Source organism: Ruminococcus sp. CAG:57 (genome assembly GCF_000435935.1).
GTDB classification, from domain to species: domain Bacteria; phylum Bacillota; class Clostridia; order Oscillospirales; family Ruminococcaceae; genus Hominimerdicola; species Hominimerdicola aceti.
In genome coordinates this window covers 21,482-41,267 of record NZ_FR890683.1, presented here as the reverse complement: position 1 = coordinate 41,267, position 19,786 = coordinate 21,482, and the positions used below count along the sequence as shown (strand labels likewise).

Annotated in this window: 12 protein-coding genes; 10 read left to right on the top strand and 2 right to left on the bottom strand. The window is 43.9% G+C overall.

Going from position 1 to position 19,786, the window contains the following annotated elements; translation table 11 throughout:
• Positions 1 to 174: 174 nt before the first annotated feature.
• The 3 genes from QVO88_RS00745 (at position 175) to QVO88_RS00735 (ending at position 3,646) form a co-directional block, all read left to right on the top strand.
• A complete protein-coding gene (locus tag QVO88_RS00745; RefSeq protein ID WP_022286620.1) occupies positions 175 to 1,143 on the top strand; it encodes an aldo/keto reductase in 969 nt (322 codons plus the stop codon).
• A gap of 1,585 nt (positions 1,144 to 2,728) precedes the next feature.
• Positions 2,729 to 3,085, top strand: a complete 357-nt coding sequence (locus QVO88_RS00740; RefSeq protein WP_022286619.1) for a DUF1292 domain-containing protein — start codon at positions 2,729 to 2,731, stop codon at positions 3,083 to 3,085.
• A gap of 429 nt (positions 3,086 to 3,514) precedes the next feature.
• On the top strand, positions 3,515 to 3,646 hold the full coding sequence (locus QVO88_RS00735; protein ID WP_256321068.1) for a hypothetical protein: 132 nt from the start codon (positions 3,515 to 3,517) through the stop codon (positions 3,644 to 3,646).
• Here QVO88_RS00735 and QVO88_RS00730 read toward each other — a convergent pair.
• Complete coding sequence (locus QVO88_RS00730) at positions 3,639 to 4,457, bottom strand: sporulation initiation factor Spo0A C-terminal domain-containing protein (RefSeq protein WP_022286618.1); 819 nt, start codon at positions 4,455 to 4,457, stop codon at positions 3,639 to 3,641. The two genes, QVO88_RS00735 and QVO88_RS00730, sit on opposite strands and share 8 nt — an antisense overlap.
• Before the next feature lie 614 nt (positions 4,458 to 5,071).
• Between QVO88_RS00730 and QVO88_RS00725 the strand changes: the two genes are divergently transcribed.
• From QVO88_RS00725 to QVO88_RS00705, 5 genes are all read left to right on the top strand, one after another.
• Positions 5,072 to 5,488, top strand: coding sequence for a PH domain-containing protein (locus QVO88_RS00725; protein WP_022286617.1), 417 nt, complete (start codon positions 5,072 to 5,074; stop codon positions 5,486 to 5,488).
• Positions 5,489 to 5,556: 68 nt separating this feature from the next.
• Positions 5,557 to 6,627 carry an FkbM family methyltransferase gene (locus QVO88_RS00720; RefSeq protein WP_022286616.1) on the top strand — a complete coding sequence of 357 codons (1,071 nt, stop codon included), beginning with the start codon at positions 5,557 to 5,559 and terminating at the stop codon, positions 6,625 to 6,627.
• Between the two features lie 11 nt (positions 6,628 to 6,638).
• Positions 6,639 to 9,110, top strand: a complete 2,472-nt coding sequence (locus QVO88_RS00715) for a glycoside hydrolase family 2 protein (RefSeq protein ID WP_022286615.1) — start codon at positions 6,639 to 6,641, stop codon at positions 9,108 to 9,110.
• A gap of 230 nt (positions 9,111 to 9,340) precedes the next feature.
• Positions 9,341 to 11,074, top strand: a complete 1,734-nt coding sequence (locus QVO88_RS00710; RefSeq protein WP_022286614.1) for an ABC transporter ATP-binding protein — start codon at positions 9,341 to 9,343, stop codon at positions 11,072 to 11,074.
• Positions 11,074 to 12,909 carry an ABC transporter ATP-binding protein gene (locus QVO88_RS00705; RefSeq protein WP_022286613.1) on the top strand — a complete coding sequence of 612 codons (1,836 nt, stop codon included), beginning with the start codon at positions 11,074 to 11,076 and terminating at the stop codon, positions 12,907 to 12,909. Before QVO88_RS00710 ends, QVO88_RS00705 begins: the two co-directional genes overlap by 1 nt.
• Positions 12,910 to 13,050: 141 nt before the next feature.
• On the opposite strand, the gene QVO88_RS00700 is transcribed toward QVO88_RS00705, so the two are convergent.
• Entirely contained in the window at positions 13,051 to 14,247 is a 1,197-nt protein-coding gene (locus QVO88_RS00700; RefSeq protein WP_022286612.1) for an acetate/propionate family kinase, read from the bottom strand.
• Between the two features lie 233 nt (positions 14,248 to 14,480).
• Between QVO88_RS00700 and QVO88_RS00695 the strand changes: the two genes are divergently transcribed.
• Together QVO88_RS00695 and QVO88_RS00690 are read left to right on the top strand one after the other, a co-directional pair.
• Positions 14,481 to 15,644, top strand: coding sequence for a nucleotidyltransferase family protein (locus QVO88_RS00695; protein WP_022286611.1), 1,164 nt, complete (start codon positions 14,481 to 14,483; stop codon positions 15,642 to 15,644).
• Between the two features lie 20 nt (positions 15,645 to 15,664).
• Positions 15,665 to 19,765 carry a lectin like domain-containing protein gene (locus QVO88_RS00690; RefSeq protein ID WP_022286610.1) on the top strand — a complete coding sequence of 1,367 codons (4,101 nt, stop codon included), beginning with the start codon at positions 15,665 to 15,667 and terminating at the stop codon, positions 19,763 to 19,765.
• Positions 19,766 to 19,786 lie beyond the last annotated feature (21 nt).

The following is a 19,786-nucleotide window of genomic DNA, read 5'->3' as shown; positions in this document are numbered from 1 at the left end:
ATAAACCTTTACAATTATATATCAAGTTTACCGACTTGTCAAGGGGTTTTTATGAAAAAATAAAATTTAACAAAATTCTGTGGAAAAAGTCCTTTTTATATGGTATAATAATATATTGCTAGACATAGTGATGATAAATAGTATAGGAAATTGTATGCCAAGGGGGAAGAGTGTATGATAAGCTATGTGTTGAAAAACGACAGATATGAAATGAAAGTCCCTGCCCTGACTTTTGGTGCGGCAGGTTTTGAGAGAAACGATTGTGACGATGTGTATTTTGAGTTTCTCGACAAATATGTAGAGCTTGGCGGCTGGTGTATCGATACCGCAAGAGTTTACTGCGACTGGCTGGAGAATGGTCACGATTCCAGCGAGGGCGTAATAGGCAGATGGCTCAAAGCCAGAAACAATCGTGATAAAATTTGTATTGCCACAAAGGGCGGTCACCCTGAAATGGGTCATATGGACGAAAGCCGTCTTAGCAGGGAAGAGCTTACCAAAGACCTTGAGGAAAGCCTGAAGGTCTTGGGCGTTGACTATGTGGATATTTATTTTCTTCATCGTGACGACCCGAAGATACCTGTGGAAGAGATAATGCCAGTTCTCAATGATTTTTATGAGAGCGGAAAGATACATTTTATAGGCGTTTCAAACTGGACAACTCAGAGGATAGAGGAAGCGAATAAGTTTGCAGAGGAAAACGGCATGGAGCCTATCAGGATCAGTCAGATAAACTACAGCCTTGCACATTCGAGCGTTGAAACTTTCGGTGACAATACTCTTGTTTGTATGGATACAAAGGAGTTCCGCTGGTACAAGAAGCATGATTTTCCTGTTATGGCGTTCTCACCGCAGGCAAAGGGCTTTTTTGCAAAGCTTGCAAAGGGCGACGCTGCAAACAATCTCCCTGAGGGACAGTATGCAGGCCCTGCTAATCTTGCAAGACTTGCAAAGGTAAAACAGCTCAGCGAGCAGACGGGGGACACTCCGGCAAAGATAACCCTCGGCTATCTGAACAGCCAGCCGTTTTTTGTATCGTCAGTTTTCGCAGTAACAAAGCTGTGGCAGCTTGACGAGGATATGGAAGCGCAGGATCTTACATACGATCCAAAGACAGTTGCTTTCCTTGAAAATATGATATAAAATAAAAGCACTCTGCATTGACCGCAGGGTGCTTTCTTGTTTTCTTGAATATTGTAGGGGACGGCGTCCTCGACGTCCCACCTCTTGCACAAAAAAACTTAACTATGTGATATCTGAATACACCACATAGTTAAGTATGTACGTTCATATTGATTATGCCATTGGTATTACGCCCTTCTGAAAATTCTAGTCGTAAACTCATGCTAAATTGTACTTTGGACTCACGCCTTTCAGTAAAATTCTGTCCGCATAATATAAGCTATTCCATTGGATCTATTTCCTTTCGGTAAAAATAATCTCTAAGTGCAAATTACCTTTCCATTGGATTTATTTCCTTTCAAAATATTAAGTTATGCCTCAGTGGATAAAACTTAACGTGCCATCGGACTTAACACCTTTCGTGAAAATTTATTGTCAATGAAACTTATCACATTTCCATTGGAATTATCGCCTTTCGCATAATTTCAAGATCTTATGCTCATCATATCAGATAAGCCTTGCTGAAGTAACTGGCGGATTCACCTCCAAATATCAGATGTTCAAAAGCCTTGAGTGCATTTTCATAACGCACCACTCCTTCAGTATTTTATATGATCTTTAGAAAAATCTTAGTCAGTAAATCAAATCAGTAAGAGCATTAAGCTCGTAAATTTCTTGGCGGACTCACTCCATTCTATTTCATGTTCAAGTTCCTTTTGTGCATTTTCATATGCACCACTCCTCGAAATTTATTTGATTTTTATAGCTCTGTGAGCTTTTTATGTTCAGAAGCTAAATTTTACATTGGAATCACTCTTTCAGTTTATTTCTTTACCTCTGAAAAGCTGAAATTGTGCATTGGAAACACTCCTGTCTAAATTTTATTTGCAAACCTTCTGTAACCGATCATGTCGATCACTCCTTATATAAAAGTTGCAAAATATTCAATTGTAAATTTGAGAGTATCCTTAAATTGCAGTAACTCTGTGCTGTGATTAATCCATGAGGCTCTGCAATTTCTTCCTGTGTAAATCATATATGTCTGGATTCCTGTCAGCTCATTCGTCTGCGTCTTGATCCTTTCTTACTTTAAGAAATTGCCGAGCCTATGGATACTCTCCTGGATCTCTGATGCGTCCATTGGACTCGCTCCTTTCATATCTTATTAGGTATCCGATGAGCCTGCCCGCCTGCTGAACTGTAGTGTACCTAGTGTCGGGTATATGCTGTGTCCATCGATCTGCCTGTGATATATAAGGAAAACCTCTTGCCTCACTTCGCTTTGCCGTGCCCTCTGAAATCGTTACTGTATCGTCAGACCGTTGACCGTTTCAGCGAACCCTGTTGTCTGCTTTTGTTTGGCTCTTTGTTTTTCCTTGACTATACTATACCACATCTTTTGTTACTTGTCAATAGTTTTTCTCAACTTTTTTGTGATTTTTATATTTAATATTACTTTTACAAAATGCGCTTGACTTTGATTTTGCAGTGTAGTATAATTAAAGTGTTGCGGTGGTCAGAAACAGTCTTTCTGTTCTGATTTTTTCGATATATCCCACTCAGAAAGTGCCGATATACCGCACAAGATCATGTTAGGAGGATAATTATGGATAACGAGTTTCTGCCGGACCTCTACGAGCTGGAGGACGAAAATGGTAATAAGCAGACTTTTGAGCTGTTGGACGCAATGGAATATGGTGACGAGAAGTATTATGCTCTCACTCCTTATTATGAGAACGGTGACGAAGCCCTTGAAGATTCAGGCGACGTTGTGATACTCAAGGCTGAGTATGACGAGAACAATGACGAGATACTTGCTTCTATCGAAGATGATGACGAGTATGAGAAGATTGGTCAGATGTTCATGGAGCGTATCGATGAAATGTTCGAGTTCGATGATGAGGACGAAGACGATGATTGCGGCTGTGGCTGCGGTTGTCACGATCACGACCACCTGTCATAAGAAAAATATCTCAGCATATAGGCTTGTCAATATGTAAAATGTACAATTTTATGTACTTTGATTTGCTGAAATTACCTATTGATATTATGGATATGTTGTGATATACTAAATAACAGAAAAAGATTCCTGCCTTGTGCGAACAAGCACAGTTATTATAAATCCAACACTTCTAAAAAGGGATTCAGACTCTGGAAAGGGATTGCAGACCTCCCGAACGAAACCGCATTTGCCGTTTCGGAAACGGACGAAGGGAGCGTGAAGCTTTCAGGCTGTTTTACCCACCCTGCTTTTATAGCGGGTTTATCGGCTGTGCGACGGCAAGGCGGCTTTTACTTAAACACTGAGCGTACCGATTTTTCGGTACGCTTTTTTGTGTCATAAAAACCATGTCGGCATAAAATGAGATAACGGAGCGTCTGCAGTGATCGTATGACAGTGGGTGACGCAGCCGAAGATCTGCGTCCGCAGGGCAGCCCGTTGTCATTTACTGCAGGACGTTTCGTTTATATAGAAAAAAGCCGCTGTGCCTGTGGGCATAACGGCTTTCTTCTTGTCAGATAAATAAATTACTTTCGCTAGTATGTTCAGCGGTTGCTGATAATGCCTTTTCCGCTGGATATTTGCTGTTTATGTATTCGGCGGCAACGAAAATAAATTCGCTGTTCGTGGGGTAGTGGTCAGGTCTTATGGCGAAATTACCGAATATCTCGGCTTTGTCTTTGTCATGAGCCTTTTCCCAACCGATCCTTATGGCGGTGCGCATGTTTCTTTCAACGCTTACTGTGGTTACTCCATGTGCCGCCGCTATCTCTGGATAAATGACCTTTGTGACACGTCTGTTGGCTTTGTCTGTCGTAAGAGCCATTTTTATTGCCTCTTTAATGTAGCCATAGCCGTTATAATTCGGAGTTATGCATAACCGCTTCATTACGGTGGATATAGCAGATTGTATGTCGCCATTGGTGTACCCCTCATCAGAGCTTCGTGTTATTGTGATGTTCAGATCTGCAGAATCGTCAGGACACTGAAGCGCTCTGAGTGCGTTTTTGATATCCGCACAGCTTAGAGGACTTTTTATTATCATGTCTGCGTATTTTGCAAGTCCATTGTTGGTTTTTCTGTCGGAAAGCATGATTATTTTCAGCTTAGGACAAGCCCCTTTGAGATTTTTGCACAGCTCGTAGGGAAACTCAGTTATTTCTGAAATTATCAGAAAATCAGGTTTGCTTTTAAGCACCTCAAGCTGTATCTCCAGTGGATTGTAGTCTGACTGCGCAACATTGTACCCCTGTTTTTTCAGATAGTCTGCCACCTTCATGCCGGCCTGATTGAGGCTTCCGACAAGGATTTTGATCACGTCTTTTTTACACATTTTAAATCTTCCTCCGGTTTTTTTATTTTTTTAACTTTATACTACACTTGCAGTATAACATTTTTACGATATAATTTCAAGTTTTTTACTTAATTTTCTTGCTTTTTGTACTATGTTTTAAGAAACACGCAACAATCTATACATAGTAAATAAACAAATGTCGGTTATGACCAAATTTTAAATGAGATAATTGTGCAAATATTGTAATTTACACAGAGAAAATAAGCTTTTGTGTCGTTTAAATCAATACATTATATGAATAAATTGACGATTCATTATATTTTACATCAACTTTACATTGTTATGAAAGCTCATTTTATGTAGAAAAAAGTCGAAAACGCCAGCAAAGATTGCTATATAATTAATTAAATATTAAAATAAATGCATGATATTATATTTGTTAATATAAATATAATCAATTAGAAATATGTATATGAATAGTATTTTTACATAGCTTTTACAAAGGATAATTTCTTGACAAAAGCTTTATTGCGTGGTAAAATATACGGGAGGATCGTTGCAAAAACATGGTCAGCAACTTTTTTGTGCCACCAGTTTGCAATGATGTCTTTGTAAAAAATTATAGATCATCTTGAGGGAGGCGACGTCGTTTTATGAAAAAAGACGTTATCAATTACATTTGGACAGATAAGAAAAGAACGATTTTTGGTCTGCCTATATCATTTACAAGATATTTTCTCACAGAAGATAAGTTTATAACACGCAAAGGTTTTCTCAGCATAGAGGAAGACGAGCTTGACCTTTATAGGGTCATCGACAAAAAGCTTGTCCTGCCGTTCGGACAAAGAATGTTCGGCTGTGGCACAATAGTAATGAATGTCAAAGACGTTGATACGCCTATTAAGGAAGTCAAGTCCATAAAAGCGCCAAGAGATGTGCTTGCACGGCTTGATAAGTATATCAATATAAATCGTGATAGATACCGTGTAAGGGGCAGAGATATGGTCGGCGGTGACGGCGGTCATTGCCATGATCATGATGATTTTGATATCGATGACGATATCATATAAAGTTCTATAAGAATAAGGGGCTTTCGCAGATCTTTCTGTGAGAGCCTTTTTTGGAGAGGAAAGTGTGAATGTTTTCAAAAGAATATTTTCAGTCCCTTGAAAGCTCGTGGGACAGGCTCAAGACCTGCGAAAAGCCGATATTCATATACGGCATGGGCGATGGAGCGGAAAAGCTTCTTGATGAATTTGATAGACTTGGCATAAAATGCACAGGTGTTTTTGCAAGCGACGATTTTGTCCGTGGACAAAGCTTCAGAGGGTTTAAGGTGCAGACTTTCTCACAGGTGCAAGCGCAGTTTGGGGATATCACAGTTGTGCTTGGCTTTGGCACGAGCCTGCCTGAGATAATGGAGCGTATCGACAATATTGAAAAAAGCTGCGAGGTCATAGTGCCGGAAATGTGCGTTGCAGGCGATGAAAATTTCAGCAAGGAAAAGCTTCTCTCAATGTATTCTCAGGCTGAAAAAGCTTACCGTCTTTTTGATGACGATATTTCAAAGCTTACCTTTGAAAAACTGACAGCGTTCAAGATAACAGGCAAGCTTTCTTATATCCGTGAGATATTTACGGATAAGGACAAGATAACCGAGATACTTCCCCTTGGAGAAAACGAGATATACTGCGACTTGGGAGCATACACAGGCGACACTGCCGCAGAGCTTATCTCACGCACAGGGGGAAAGTATGAGAGAATATATGCCCTCGAACCTGAGAGAAAAAACTTTCAGAAATGCCTGAAAAATCTAAAAGCCAATGACAATATAAGCTTTTATAACGCCGCCGCATGGAGCGTAGATACCGAACTTAGCTTTGCAGGTGGCGCAGGCAGACAGGGCAGAGTAGATGCCGCAGGAAAAAAGGTTCGTGCAAGAAGTCTGGACAGCGTTCTTGCAGGCAAAAAATGCACCTATATAAAATATGACGTTGAGGGAGCAGACCTAGAAGCTATCAAGGGCAGTGAATATACCATTTCACGCTATGCCCCCAAAATATGCTGTGCCTTGTATCACAGACCATATGATTACATCACCCTGCCTCTGTATATAAACAGCCTTTGCAAAGGATACAAATTCTATATTCGTCAGGAAAGATACTACCCCGCATGGGAAACAAACCTTTTCTGCGTCCATGATAAATAAGGAGAAAAATAATGAGTATAACAGTAAGCCTTAACGATAACTGGAAAATGAAAAAAGCAGGCTCGCAGGAGAGCTTTGATTGCAAAGTTCCATGCTCTGTATATAAGACCCTGCTTGACTATAAAAAGATACCCGACCCATATTATCGTGAGAACGAGTATATCTCAACACAGATATGTGATGATGATTACGATTTTGAAACCACATTCACCGCAGACAAGGCCGCAGTGGAGTGCGAGAATACTGTCCTGCACTTTGACGGCATTGATACCATAGCAAACGTCTATCTCAACGGCATTCACCTCGGCAGAGTGAACAATATGCACAGAGTGTGGGAGTTTCCTGTCCATGGTATTATCAAAGAGGGGGACAACACTCTCACAGTGAAAATAACCTCGCCAAACAGATACATAAAAGAAATGGACGAAAAACGTCACCTTTGGGGCGTTGACTCCACCATGACAGGCTATACACATATAAGAAAAGCCCATTGTATGTTCGGCTGGGATTGGGGTCCAATGCTCCCTGACATGGGAATATGGCGCAGTGTATCCCTTATCGTCCCAGATGCAGGACGTATACTTGACGTCTACTACAGCCAGAAACATACCGAGAACAAAGTGACTTTGAAAGCCCTTTTGCATATAGAAAACCACGGCTGTAAAAAAGCTATGGTGGAAATATCCGACCCGCAGGGCAATATCACCGCAAAAGCCGACATAAGCCTGGAGGAAAGTGCAGAATATTATGAAACAGAGCTTGTGATAAACGACCCTCAGCTTTGGTGGGTGAACGGCTATGGCGAACAGCCACTTTATAGCTGTGCCGTGACTTTGTATGATGAAAATGACGCTTGCACAGATAAAAATACACAGCGCATAGGTCTTAGAACTTTAACTGTCAGCCGTGAAAAAGATCAGTGGGACGAGGAGTTCTGCTTTATAAACAACGGTGTGAAGATATTTGCCATGGGCGCAAACTATATCCCCGAAGACCAGATAGTCACACGCTGTAACGAGGAGAAAACAAGAAAGCTCCTTGCAGACTGCAAGGCCGCAAACTATAACTTTATAAGAGTGTGGGGAGGCGGTTATTATCCTGACGAGTATTTCTATGACTACTGCGACGAGAATGGTATCATAGTATGGCAGGACTTTATGTTCGCCTGCTCTGCATATCTGCTCACAGAGGAGTTTGAAGAAACTGTCCGTGGGGAAGTTCGTGACAACGTTATCCGCCTGAGAAACCACCCCTCTCTTGGTCTGTGGTGTGGCAACAACGAGATAGAATCCGCATGGGAATATTGGGGTCTTCCCGAGGACGAGGAAGCAAAGCGTGACTATCTTATTATTTTTGAGGATATTATCCCACAGGTGCTTAAAGCCTATGACCCCTGCGAAAACACCTTCTATTGGCCGTCATCACCTTCATCAGGGGGAGGCTTCAAGGACGCTTCCTCAAACCATGCAGGTGATATGCACTATTGGGACGTTTGGCACAACTTCAAGCCTATCGAAGCGTTCAGAGAGTTCTATTACCGTTTCTGTTCGGAGTACGGCTTTGAAAGCCTGCCTGATATAAAGACCTGCCGTGCCTTTGCTGATGAAACAAAGGGCGACTTTGACCTTTGCTCACCAGTTATGGCGGCACATCAGAAGTGCGTTCAGGGCAACGAGAAGATAATGTACTATCTCGCTCAAATGGTAAGATATCCGTACGATTTCAAACAGCTCATCTATTCCTCACAGCTCGTTCAGGCGGATTGCATACGCTCAAATGTTGAGCATATGAGAAGAGCGAGAGGCAGATGTATGGGCTCTGCCTATTGGCAGGTGAACGATTCAAACCCTGTTATCTCGTGGTCAAGTATCGACTATTTCGGCAGGTGGAAAGGTCTGCATTATTATGCAAAGCGTTTTTACGCTCCATGCCTTATCTCCTGCGACGATACCGATAGAAAAAAGCCTGTCCTTAATATATCTAACGAACGCATGACAGCCTTTGAGGGCGTGGTAAAATGGACGCTGAGAAACAATAAAGCTGAAATTTTGCAAAGCGGAGAAAAATCCGTGAACATTCCGGCTCTTACCGCACAAAACGTCCTTGACATAGACCTTTCGCAGGAGCTTGTCAGCCGTACCGACCCTCGTGAAAAATATCTCGAATATTCCATTATGGAAAACGGCAAGGTGTTGAGTTTTGGCACAACGCTCTTTGTGCGCCCGAAAGAATTTACATTCTTAGAGCCTGCCATAACTTACGGCATTTCCGAAAGCGAGGATAAATTCGCCCTGACATTCTGTGCCGAGAATTACGCCAAAAGCGTCTGCCTCAGCCTGAAGACCGCAGATTGCGTTTTCTCTGACAACTGGTTCGATATCCACGGAAAAGAGCCTGTTACCATAATGATAGACAAAGCCTCCCTCAGCAGAAAAATGACAGCGCAGGAGCTGTCCAGGGAGCTTGAGATAATGCACAATTAGGGCTGTGATTTCAAAGGCTCTGCCTTGTCACCAGCAGTGAAAAGTCGATGCGATCATTAGCAAAACAAAAGCAATGCGGGCGAACGCTGTTCGCCACTACATAAAAAAGTTATATCACACATTTTGTAGGGGCTGGCGTCCTTAACAGCCCACTGCTCTGCATTTGCTATCTTCCGTCAATGTTCCCCTGCGTATAAGTAGCCTGAAATAAAATTTTAGGAGGAACTGCTTTGAAAGTAAAACTAAGCAAATACTTGAAGCCCTATGCACTGTTTGCGGTGCTGACACCTCTATCCATGGTGGGAGAAGTGCTGGGCGACCTGCTTCAGCCAAAGCTTATGTCAAAAATAGTTGACGACGGCGTGCTGGGTCAGGATATGGATCTTATCATAAGAACGGGACTTCTCATGCTCCTTGTTCTTATAGGCGGCGGAGCTTGCGGAATTGCGGCTTCTGCATTCGGTGGGATAGCTTCCCAAAGCTTTTCACGAGATCTGCGTGTGGACGTTTTTAGGCGTGTCATGGGTCTTTCATTTGAACAGACCGACAAGTTCACCACAGGCTCATTGGTAACACGTCTTACAGCGGATATAACCGCTATCCAGCAAATGGTAGACTTCATGCTGAGAATGTTGGTGCGTGACAGCCTGCTGTTCTTTGGTGGAATAATCATGATGCTCACTCTGAACGTTCGCTTTGGAATAATAATCCTATGTGCCTTGCCTGTCGAGATAATCATGATGATAATAATTCTCAAAAAGGCAAACCCATACTATTCTATCGTTGCAAAACGTCTTGACAGCGTAAACTCTGTGGTTCAGGAGAACGTCACAGGCGCAAGAGTAGTAAAAGCCTATGTCAGAGAGGATACAGAAGAAAAGCGTTTTGACGATGCAAATATAAGCCTTATGGAATCAAACCTCCGTGTTCAGACCCTTATGGCTATCCTTCAGCCGCTTCTTATGATAATACTCAATCTGTCTGTTATTGCCGTTATAGTTATAGGCGGCTGGCAGGTGCAGGCGCAAGATATGAAGGTCGGCGAGGTCATGGCGGCTATCACATATCTTACTCAGGTCTTGCATGGCGTAATGATGATGTCTATGATGTTCCAGACCCTCGCAAAGGCTTCCGCATCTGCAAACAGACTGAGAGAAGTCCTCGAAACTGACCCTGTTATAAAAAGCGGCAGCGTTTCCCTTTCAGATAAAACAGGCGGCACAGTGAGCTTTAAAAACGTTTCATTCTCCTATCCAGAAACCAAGGGCAGACCTGTTATCTCAGACCTTACCCTTGATATAAAGTCAGGCGAGAGCGTCGCCATACTAGGTGCAACTGGTTCGGGAAAATCTTCACTTGTAAATCTTATTCCAAGATTTTATGATTGCACAGCAGGGGAAGTCCTTGTTGACGGCGTAAACGTCAAGGATTGCAAGCTTGACGAGCTTAGAAAGAAAGTTGGCATAGTCCTGCAAAAGAGCGAGCTTTTCTCAGGCACAGTTGAGGACAACATAAAGTGGGGCGACAAAAACGCTACCCATGAGGAGGTCATCTCCGCCGCACAGGCAGCTCAGGCTGACGAATTCATTCAGAAGATACCTGCAGGCTATGAGGGTATTATAGCCGAAAAGGGTGCTTCACTGTCAGGCGGTCAGAAGCAAAGGCTTTCTATCTCAAGAGCGGTACTTAAAAAACCTGAGATCCTCATTCTTGATGATTCCACCTCCGCCCTCGACCTTGGCACAGAAGCAAAGCTTCGTGCGGAGATAGACCGCAAAATGAATGGCACTACCCTTATCATAATCGCACAGCGTATCCAGAGCGTAAAATCATGCGACAGGATAGCCGTCCTTGACCACGGCAAGCTTTGTGCCTGCGATACTCATGAAAATCTATTAAAGACCTGCGAGGTATATCAGGATATCTACGCTTCACAGGTAAAAACGTCAGGAGGTGAAGTGTAATGCCTCCAATGCCTCCAATGGGACCCGGCGGAAGAAAACCGGGCGGACCTCACGGTGCAAGGCTCACAATGGAAAAGCCTAAGGACGCAAAGAACACCCTTAAAAAGCTTATCGGCTACATAGGAAGAAACAGATATCTGTTTTTCGCTCTTATCGGTGTAATGCTCATTATAACTCTGCTCAACCTTGCCGCACCGTCAATACAGCAAATAGCCATAGACTGCATTACTCTCACCAAAAAGAAAACAAGCGTTGACTTCGGTGCGCTTGGCAAAACGCTCATAGGTCTTGGGACAGTTTATCTCCTGTCCTCTGTTTTCACCTATATGCAGGGAATATTCTCCGCAAAGCTTTCACAGTACACAGTAAAGACCATGCGTAAAGACTTGTTCTCAAGCCTTGTAAGACTTCCTATAAAATATCTTGATACCCATAGCCATGGCGATATAATGAGCCGTATGACAAACGACGTCGAGAATATCTCCACAACTATCTCTCAGTCTATAGGCTCGCTCATCTCAGGCGTGCTGACCATAGTGGGAACAGTTGTCATAATGCTTCTGTATTCACCGCTTCTTACCCTTATCTCGCTGTCTACAGTGTTCCTTACCATATTCGTTTCAGGCGTACTCACAAAGTATATGAAGAAATACTTCATCAAACAGCAGGTGCTTCTTGGCGAGATAAACGGTGAAGTGGAAGAAATGGTCGTTGGTTATAGAACGGTCGTTTCCTATGGCAAAGAGCAGGACGCTGTTGACAAGTTCGAGAAAATGAGCAACAATCTGAAAAAATGTGGCATAAAAGCTCAGATATTCGGTGGTGTAATGGGTCCTTGCATGAACTTAATATCCAATTTCGGCTTTATCCTTATCGCAGCCTTTGGTGGCTGGTTCGCAATAAAAGGCTTTATAACAGTGGGAACTATTCAGGCTTTTATACTCTATTCAAAACAGTTCTCACGTCCTATCAATGAGATTGCAAACCAGTTTGCGAATATCCAGACCGCAATAGCAGGCGCAGAGCGTATCTTTGAGGTCATGGACGCCGATAAGGAAACTGACGAGGGCAAGGCTGACTTTGAGGTGGAAAACGTCAAAGGCGATATCGACTTCAAGCATATCGACTTCTCGTACGTTCCTGAAAAACAGGTGCTGAAAGACCTCGATCTTGAAGTAAAAGCAGGTCAGAAAATAGCCATAGTCGGTGCAACAGGCTCTGGCAAGACCACCATAGTAAATCTTCTCACAAGATTTTATCCCGTTGACAGCGGTGAGATAACCATAGACGGTCAGAGCATTTACGATATCCCGAAAGACAAGCTCAGACGTTCCATAGCCATAGTTTTGCAGGATACAGTGCTTTTTAAGGACACCATAGAGGAGAATATCCGCTACGGCAGAGAAAACGCCACCCTTGATGAAATAAAGGCGGCGGCAAAGTTTGCGAACGCAGACGAGTTCATAGAAAGACTTCCCGAGGGTTACGACACAGTGCTTGCCGAGGGCGGCTCAAACCTTTCACAAGGTCAGCGTCAGCTTCTCTCCATAGCAAGAGCAGTGCTTGCCGACCCGAAGATACTTATTCTTGACGAAGCCACTTCCTCAGTTGATACCAGAACTGAGATGCACATTCAGTCCGCAATGGTGGCTCTTATGAAAAACAGAACGTCCCTTATCATCGCTCACCGACTTTCCACTATCCGTGACGCCGATAAGATAGTCGTTATCGACGGTGGACGTGTTGCAGAGCAGGGTAGCCATGAGGAGCTTATCGCCGCCAAGGGCTGTTACTACAGACTTTATCAGACGCAGTTCTCAGGCGTTAAGACCTGATACAATGTGTTTGGAAAACGTATATAGCCGATATCGTACATTCAAACAAATCAAGGCACAGGAAGACCTCTCCTGTGCCTTTTTTATGTGCAAAAAAAGACGGCTCTCATAAGAAAGCCGTCCTTAATGTTATCTGAAATATTACTTTGTAACAAGTGCCAGAGTATCTCTTGCAATGAGAAGCTCCTCATTTGTAGGGATAACGTAAACCTTTGTCTTAGAATCGTCTGTGGAGATCTCCTTGAGTATTCCACGGCAGAGATTTTTCTCAGCGTCAATGTGGATACCGAGGATATCGAGATTTGAGCAAGCAGCCGCTCTTACCTCAGGTGCGTTCTCACCGATACCGCCTGTGAAGATAACAGCGTCAAGACCGTTCATTGCAGCAGCGTATGAACCTATGAACTTCTTGATCTGATAAGCAAATATCTCGCTTACGATAAGCGCTCTCTCGTTGCCCTCGCTTGCAGCAGCCTGAATATCTCTGTTGTCAGAGCCGATACCAGAAAGACCAAGGAAGCCTGACTTCTTGTTCATGTATTCTGTCATCTGGTCAGGTGTAAAGCCCATTTTCTTCTCAACATAGTCAACAGCAGAAGGGTCAACAGAACCGCAGCGTGTGCCCATTACAAGACCGTCAAGAGGAGTGAAGCCCATTGATGTGTCAACAGACTTGCCGCCGTTGATAGCTGTGATAGATGAGCCGTTGCCAAGGTGGCATGAAACTATCTTAAGCTCCTCGATAGGCTTGCCCATTACTCTTGCAAGCTCGCCTGAAACAAATCTGTGTGATGTTCCGTGGAAGCCGTATTTTCTTACATGAAGATCAGTGTAGCACTCGTATGGCAGACCGTAGAGATAAGCCTTTCTTGGCATTGTTGAGTGGAAAGCAGTGTCGAATACAACTACCTGTGGTGTGCCTGCTGGGATAACTGCCTTGCAGGCTCTCAGTGCAAGAGCGTGTGGGTGGTTATGTACAGGTGCAAGCTCAGCCAGTGCGTCGATCTGGTCGATAACTTCGTCTGTTACAAGGCAGGTCACCTTGAATACCTCAGCACCCTGAACTATTCTGTGACCAACGGCTGATATCTCAGACATAGAGTCGATGACCTTTGTTTCGCCTGATGTGAGTACCTCAACGAGCTTTTCAAAAGCCTCAGTGTGAGTAGGGAAACTGCAATCCTCCTCGATGTGTCTGCCGTCGCCTGTCTTTGCGCTCACATGGCCGTCGATACCGATACGGTCGCAGTTGCCCTTTGCGATAACAGACTCGTCCTTCATATCCAGAAGCTGATATTTAAGTGATGATGAACCTGCGTTTACAACTAAGATTTTCATTGGAAAAAATCTCCTCCCGATTATAATATGTCAGATAACGGGCTTGACTTTAAGCCCATAATATCATATACTTATAGTATATCAATATTAATGATAAATTTCAAGAGCTTTTTTCATAAATATACATATTGCACAATTTTTTTTACTAGGGCTTAACATATTAGTATCATAATTCGCAGTAAGCTTTTGAAAGACGGAATAAAATATGCATAGGGTAGAAAGAGGAGTAAAAAATGAAAATTGCGGGAATAGTTGCGGAATATAATCCGTTCCATAACGGACACAAATATCAGATACAAGCCACAAGACAGGCTGGCGCAGAGGGTATCGTCGCAGTAATGAGCGGCGATTGCGTGCAGCGTGGCTCAGCGGCTGTTTTCTCAAAATATGACAGAGCGCAGGCTGCTATAAGAAACGGTGCAGACCTTGTTATAGAACTGCCATGCCCGTTCTCATGTTCAAACAGTGAGGTCTTTGCAAGAAGTGCAGTAAGGCTTCTTGCAGGTCTTGGGGAGGACGTGGTAACGACCTTGTCTTTCGGCTGTGAAAGCGGTGATAGGAACGCCCTTGAACAGGCAGCTGAAATATCCGCAATGCTTGAAAATTCACAGCAGGTAAGAGAACTTTTATCTCAGGGAAAGTCCTACCCGCAGGCTATGTATGAAGCCTCCATAGGTCTTTATGGCAGAACCGCCGAAGAGATATTCTCCACACCAAATAACGTTCTTGCAGTGGAGTATATAAAGGCGGCAAAGCGTATAGCCCCATGGCTAGTGCCTTATGCCGTAAAGCGTGAAGCTGTTGCACATGATTCTCAGGCAGAGTCTGGTGATTTTGCTTCGGCTTCTCATATAAGAGAGCTTATAAAAGAGGGCGGTGAGTGGCAGAAATTTGTTCCATATGATTTTGAGGGCTGTAAGCCGTCCTTTACCCGGCAGGCAGGCAGAGAAATGCTTTTCAAGCTCTGCACAGCTTCAAGAGAAGATTTTCTAGCCCTACCTGACTGCGACGAACACCTTGCCAACAGATTTATGTCTGTCGTAAGCTCCTGCCCTGAAACTATGGATATCTTTGAACAGCGTATAAAGTCAAAGAATATCACCATGGCAAGAGTAAGAAGAATGGTCCTGCACCTTGTTCTCGGCATCAGAAAGGACGATATCAGACAAGTGCCATACGGCAGGATACTTGCCTTTAACCGCACAGGCACACGCATACTTGCGCAGGCTGAGAACAGAACTCTTGAGTATGATACCTCGCTGAAAAAGCTTGAGGATATCTCCGACTATGCAAAGCGTGTTGCTTTCCTTGAAAAGAACGCAGTAAGACTTAGAGAAACAGCGGCATACGGAAGATGTATTTCAAACGAGTATACAAGAAAGATAACCATAACCTGAGATAAACAGGAGGGCGGAACATGAGAAGAATGAAAGGTGCGGCAGGGCTTTTGACAGCTTTGCTCTTGGCTTTTCAGCTTTCGGCGCAGACTTTTGCACTTGCCAACGAGGATAACGGCATAAAAGTCGTTCCCGTAAACTTTACCCATAACGGCTATAGCTATGAGATAGAGGGCGTGGCCAAAAGCACAGACGGCGACTATCAGATAAAGTCCCCTGCAAGACTAGCCGCCCGAAAGCTCCCATCCACCTATGACCCAAGAAGCTCAGGAGAGATCACAACAGTAAAAGATCAGGCTTCAACAGGTGCTTGCTGGGCATTCTCAGCCCTTGCCTGCGCAGAACAGGATCTTATCAAAAAGGGGCTTGAAAACCCCTCCGCAGAATTTTCCGTGCCAGCCTTGGTGCTGTCCTCAAATTCAGGCACAGCCACAGGTAAAGACGATTTCTCATCAGGAGGAAACTGGCTCTTTGCGGCATCCGCCCTTGCAAATGGTCAGGGACTATGCTATGAGGATTACGAGCCGTTTTTAGAATCCGGCACAGAGAATATGATAGTTTCCGAAAATAAGAAAAGCGTCAGCGAATACAGGCTGAATTATGTCATGGAGCTTTCAAGCACCACGCAGGTGAAGCGTAAAATAATGGAGCTTGGAGCAGTTTCCGCAAGTTATTTTGCAGGAAATGGCTATATGAATCATAACAATACTGCCTACTATGATCCCGATGCCTCAAAAAACACTATCATAAATCATTCCGTCACAGTGGTGGGCTGGGACGATAACTACAGTAAGGATAATTTCAGATACAAGCCTGCCAATAACGGCGCATGGCTTGTGAAAGGCTCGTGGGGCGCAGATCAGGACAATGACGGCTTCTATTGGGTGTCCTATGACGAAGCAGAGTTCGGACAGTTTTGCTGCTATGACTTTGAAGAAAGCTGTGATAATACATATCACTACAGCAAAATGACAGGCTATGTTGTGAACGCCAGCAATGACGGCTCTGTTTACGGTGCAAATGTTTTCACCGCTAAAGCCGATGAAAAGCTTGATAAAGCAGGCTTTATGTATGTGGGCAAAACGGGCAGTGCGGATTACACCCTAAGCGTCTATACCGACGTTTCAGACAGCGACCCTATAGGCGTCCTTGAAACGCAGATAAGCGGCTCAGTGTCCGCAAACGGCTTTTATACAGTTGACTTTCCCGAGGATATCCTCCTTGAAGAGGGCGAGAAATATTCCATTTCAGTAAAATTCAGCGGCGACAGCGGCAGGGGATATCTCCTTGCAGAAAGCGACCGAACATCAAAGGCGCAGTCAGGGCAAAGCTATATTTCTCTTAACGGCAAATATTGGTCTGACGTTGGAGCAGATAAGACCGACTCCATAGGAAGTCTTTTTATCTATGCTTATACTGACGATACTGCAAAGCCCGATAAAAGTTCACTTGAAACCACCCTTGTGAAGTACGGCACCCTTGCAGGCTGTGAAAGGGAAGCAAACAATGCCCGAACGGTGCTTGCAGATGAAACTGCTTCCAAGAACGATATCTCAAACGCACAAAAGCTCCTTATCTCCGCCGCAGAAGAACAGGACGAAGCCCTTGTTATAACCACAGAAGCCCAGTGGGAAAGCTTTGCAAAGCGTGTCAGCAGTGGCGAAAGCTTCGAGGGCAAGCTAGTCACCCTTGAAGGCGACCTTGACTTTGACGGAAAAACTATCTCACCCGTAGGCGATTCTGAAAACCCATTCATGGGCTATTTTGACGGCAACGGACATCTTATAAAAAACGCAGTTATCTCCTCAGGGGAGTATTCAGGGCTTTTCGCATACATAAAAAATGGTGCAGAGATAAATAACATTTCCCTGAAAAACTGTATAGTGAAAGGCGATTACGCAGGTGGAATAGTGGGTTTTTATCAAGGAACAGCCATAAAAGCCTGCACCTTTGACGGCACAGTGTCAGGAGAAGTCTATTCAGGTGGCGTCATAGGAAGACAATCCTGCGGTATCATAACAGAGTGTTCTTCAAACCTGAGGGAAAACAGCTCCGCCATTACAAATGCCTTTATAGGAGGCAGGGATATTGCCGTTTCCGTTGTGAACGCATACGGCTGTTACAGCAATGACAGCGACAGCCTGGTTTCAAGCCTCTCTGCAAAAAATGCACTTTCTCAAGGTGCATATGCAATGAACACCTACGGTGAAAAGTTCAAAGACAGCGCAAAGTGGACAATGGACGGCACTCTTGTGCGCCAGACATCATATAGCGAGCAGGCTTCCCATAAGATAACATTCTCCGCTGTGGCACAGACCATAGAAGTATGCACAGACTATGCAGGCAAAGCCGTGTTCCCAAAAGTGAACGTTCAGCAGGGCTTCACCCTCGGCTGGTATCATAAAGGCGAACCTGTGAACAGCGACACAGTTTTCACAGAAAACACCACAGTTTCCGCAAAAGTCACCCCAAGTGACAAAGCAAAGATAGATTATATCCTTAACGGTGGCGAAAACAGCTCCCTCAACCCTGATGAGCTTGGCGAGGGCGAAACTGCACAGCTTTCCGCACCCACAAAAGAGGGCGCACAGTTCACAGGCTGGTATGCCGACCCACAGCTTAATGGCAATCCTATAACGTCTGTGAGCTTTTCAGACGGCTCAAAGACGCTTTATGCAGGCTGGAAAGCCAATACCTGCAAGGTCGATTTCACCGATATAAACGGCACAGTTTTGTCATCTCAGACCGTAGAATACGGCAAAAGTGTCGATCCGCCCAAAGCACCGACCATAATAGGCAAACGCTTTACAGGCTGGGATAAAGACTTTTCAAAAGTCACAGCCCATATGACAGTGCAGGCGGTCTATACCGACAGAAAGCTTATAAAAGACTGCGAGATATCAGGCTTTAAAACACATATGACATTCACAGGCTATGAGCTTGCTCAAAGTGGTATAACGCTTTCCTATGGCGATACCACTTTGACAAATAATAAAGACTATACCATTGACTATGCCGATAATATAGCCGCAGGCAAGGGCAAAATGATAATAACAGGCATTGGCGGATACAGCGGCACTATAGCCAAAGCATTCGACATTCTTCCAAAGTCCGCCCAATTGACAAGCGTCTATTATGTTGATGCGCTCTCCTACACAGGCAAGCCTATAAGACCTGACGTTATGGTAACGGACGGAGGAAAATTTCTTCTTCCTGAACATGATTATACTGTTTCCTATAGCTCAAATACAAAAATAGGCGTTGGAAAAATAATCATAAGCTTCATGGGCAACTATCAGGGTACTATAACAAAAACATTTACCATTTGTCCTGCAAAACAGGAGATACAATCTCTGCAAACAAGATATAAAGGCTTTTTTATCGACTTTGCTCAGAAAGGTTCAGCCACAGGATATGAATTGCAGTACAGTACACGCTCTGACTTCGCAGGTGCAAAAACCTTGATCATATCCTCAAACAAAACGGATAAAAAGACCGTTTCAAACCTGACGGCAGGGAAGAAATATTATGTAAGAGTGCGTTCGTATACAATAGTCAGCGGCAAGCGTTATAACGGCGCATGGTCTGATACAAAGAGCGTGACCACCGCAAAATATGATATTGCCAAAGCTAAGGTCGCAGGCATAAAAAACAAGTCTTTCACAGGCAGGAACATCACCCAAAGCATAACAGTCACATATTCGGGCAAGACCCTTAAAAACGGCACAGACTATATAGTGAAATATTCCTGCAATAAGAATATAGGCACAGCTAAGGTAGCAGTAACAGGAAAAGGCTCGTATGGCGGAGTGATAACGAAGTCTTTTGTCATCACCCCCGCAAGGCAGACCATACAAAAGCTCATGCCAGTGAAAAAAGGCTTTTATATAGACTATGCACAGAAAGGCTCTGCTACAGGCTATGAGATATCCTACGCTGAAAATATATCTTTCAGCGGTGCAAAGACAGTTAAGGTGACCTCAAAAAAGACCGACAAAAAGACCGTAACAGATCTTAAAAGCCAAAAGACATATTTTGTCCGTGTGAGAAGCTATACAGCCACAGGGAACAAGACCTATTTCGGACAGTGGTCTGATATAGCCAAAGTTTATACCAAATAATTATCCATGTTATCGGGAGGG

Bases quoted from the DNA above. Each gene is read 5' to 3' on its own strand.
- QVO88_RS00745 (WP_022286620.1), top strand. From the start codon at position 175: ATGATAAGCTATGTGTTGAAAAACGACAGATATGAAATGAAAGTCCCT.
- QVO88_RS00740 (WP_022286619.1), top strand. From the start codon at position 2,729: ATGGATAACGAGTTTCTGCCGGACCTCTACGAGCTGGAGGACGAAAAT.
- QVO88_RS00735 (WP_256321068.1), top strand. From the start codon at position 3,515: ATGACAGTGGGTGACGCAGCCGAAGATCTGCGTCCGCAGGGCAGCCCG.
- QVO88_RS00730 (WP_022286618.1), bottom strand. From the start codon at position 4,457: ATGTGTAAAAAAGACGTGATCAAAATCCTTGTCGGAAGCCTCAATCAG.
- QVO88_RS00725 (WP_022286617.1), top strand. From the start codon at position 5,072: ATGAAAAAAGACGTTATCAATTACATTTGGACAGATAAGAAAAGAACG.
- QVO88_RS00720 (WP_022286616.1), top strand. From the start codon at position 5,557: ATGTTTTCAAAAGAATATTTTCAGTCCCTTGAAAGCTCGTGGGACAGG.
- QVO88_RS00715 (WP_022286615.1), top strand. From the start codon at position 6,639: ATGAGTATAACAGTAAGCCTTAACGATAACTGGAAAATGAAAAAAGCA.
- QVO88_RS00705 (WP_022286613.1), top strand. From the start codon at position 11,074: ATGCCTCCAATGCCTCCAATGGGACCCGGCGGAAGAAAACCGGGCGGA.
- QVO88_RS00700 (WP_022286612.1), bottom strand. From the start codon at position 14,247: ATGAAAATCTTAGTTGTAAACGCAGGTTCATCATCACTTAAATATCAG.
- QVO88_RS00695 (WP_022286611.1), top strand. From the start codon at position 14,481: ATGAAAATTGCGGGAATAGTTGCGGAATATAATCCGTTCCATAACGGA.
- QVO88_RS00690 (WP_022286610.1), top strand. From the start codon at position 15,665: ATGAGAAGAATGAAAGGTGCGGCAGGGCTTTTGACAGCTTTGCTCTTG.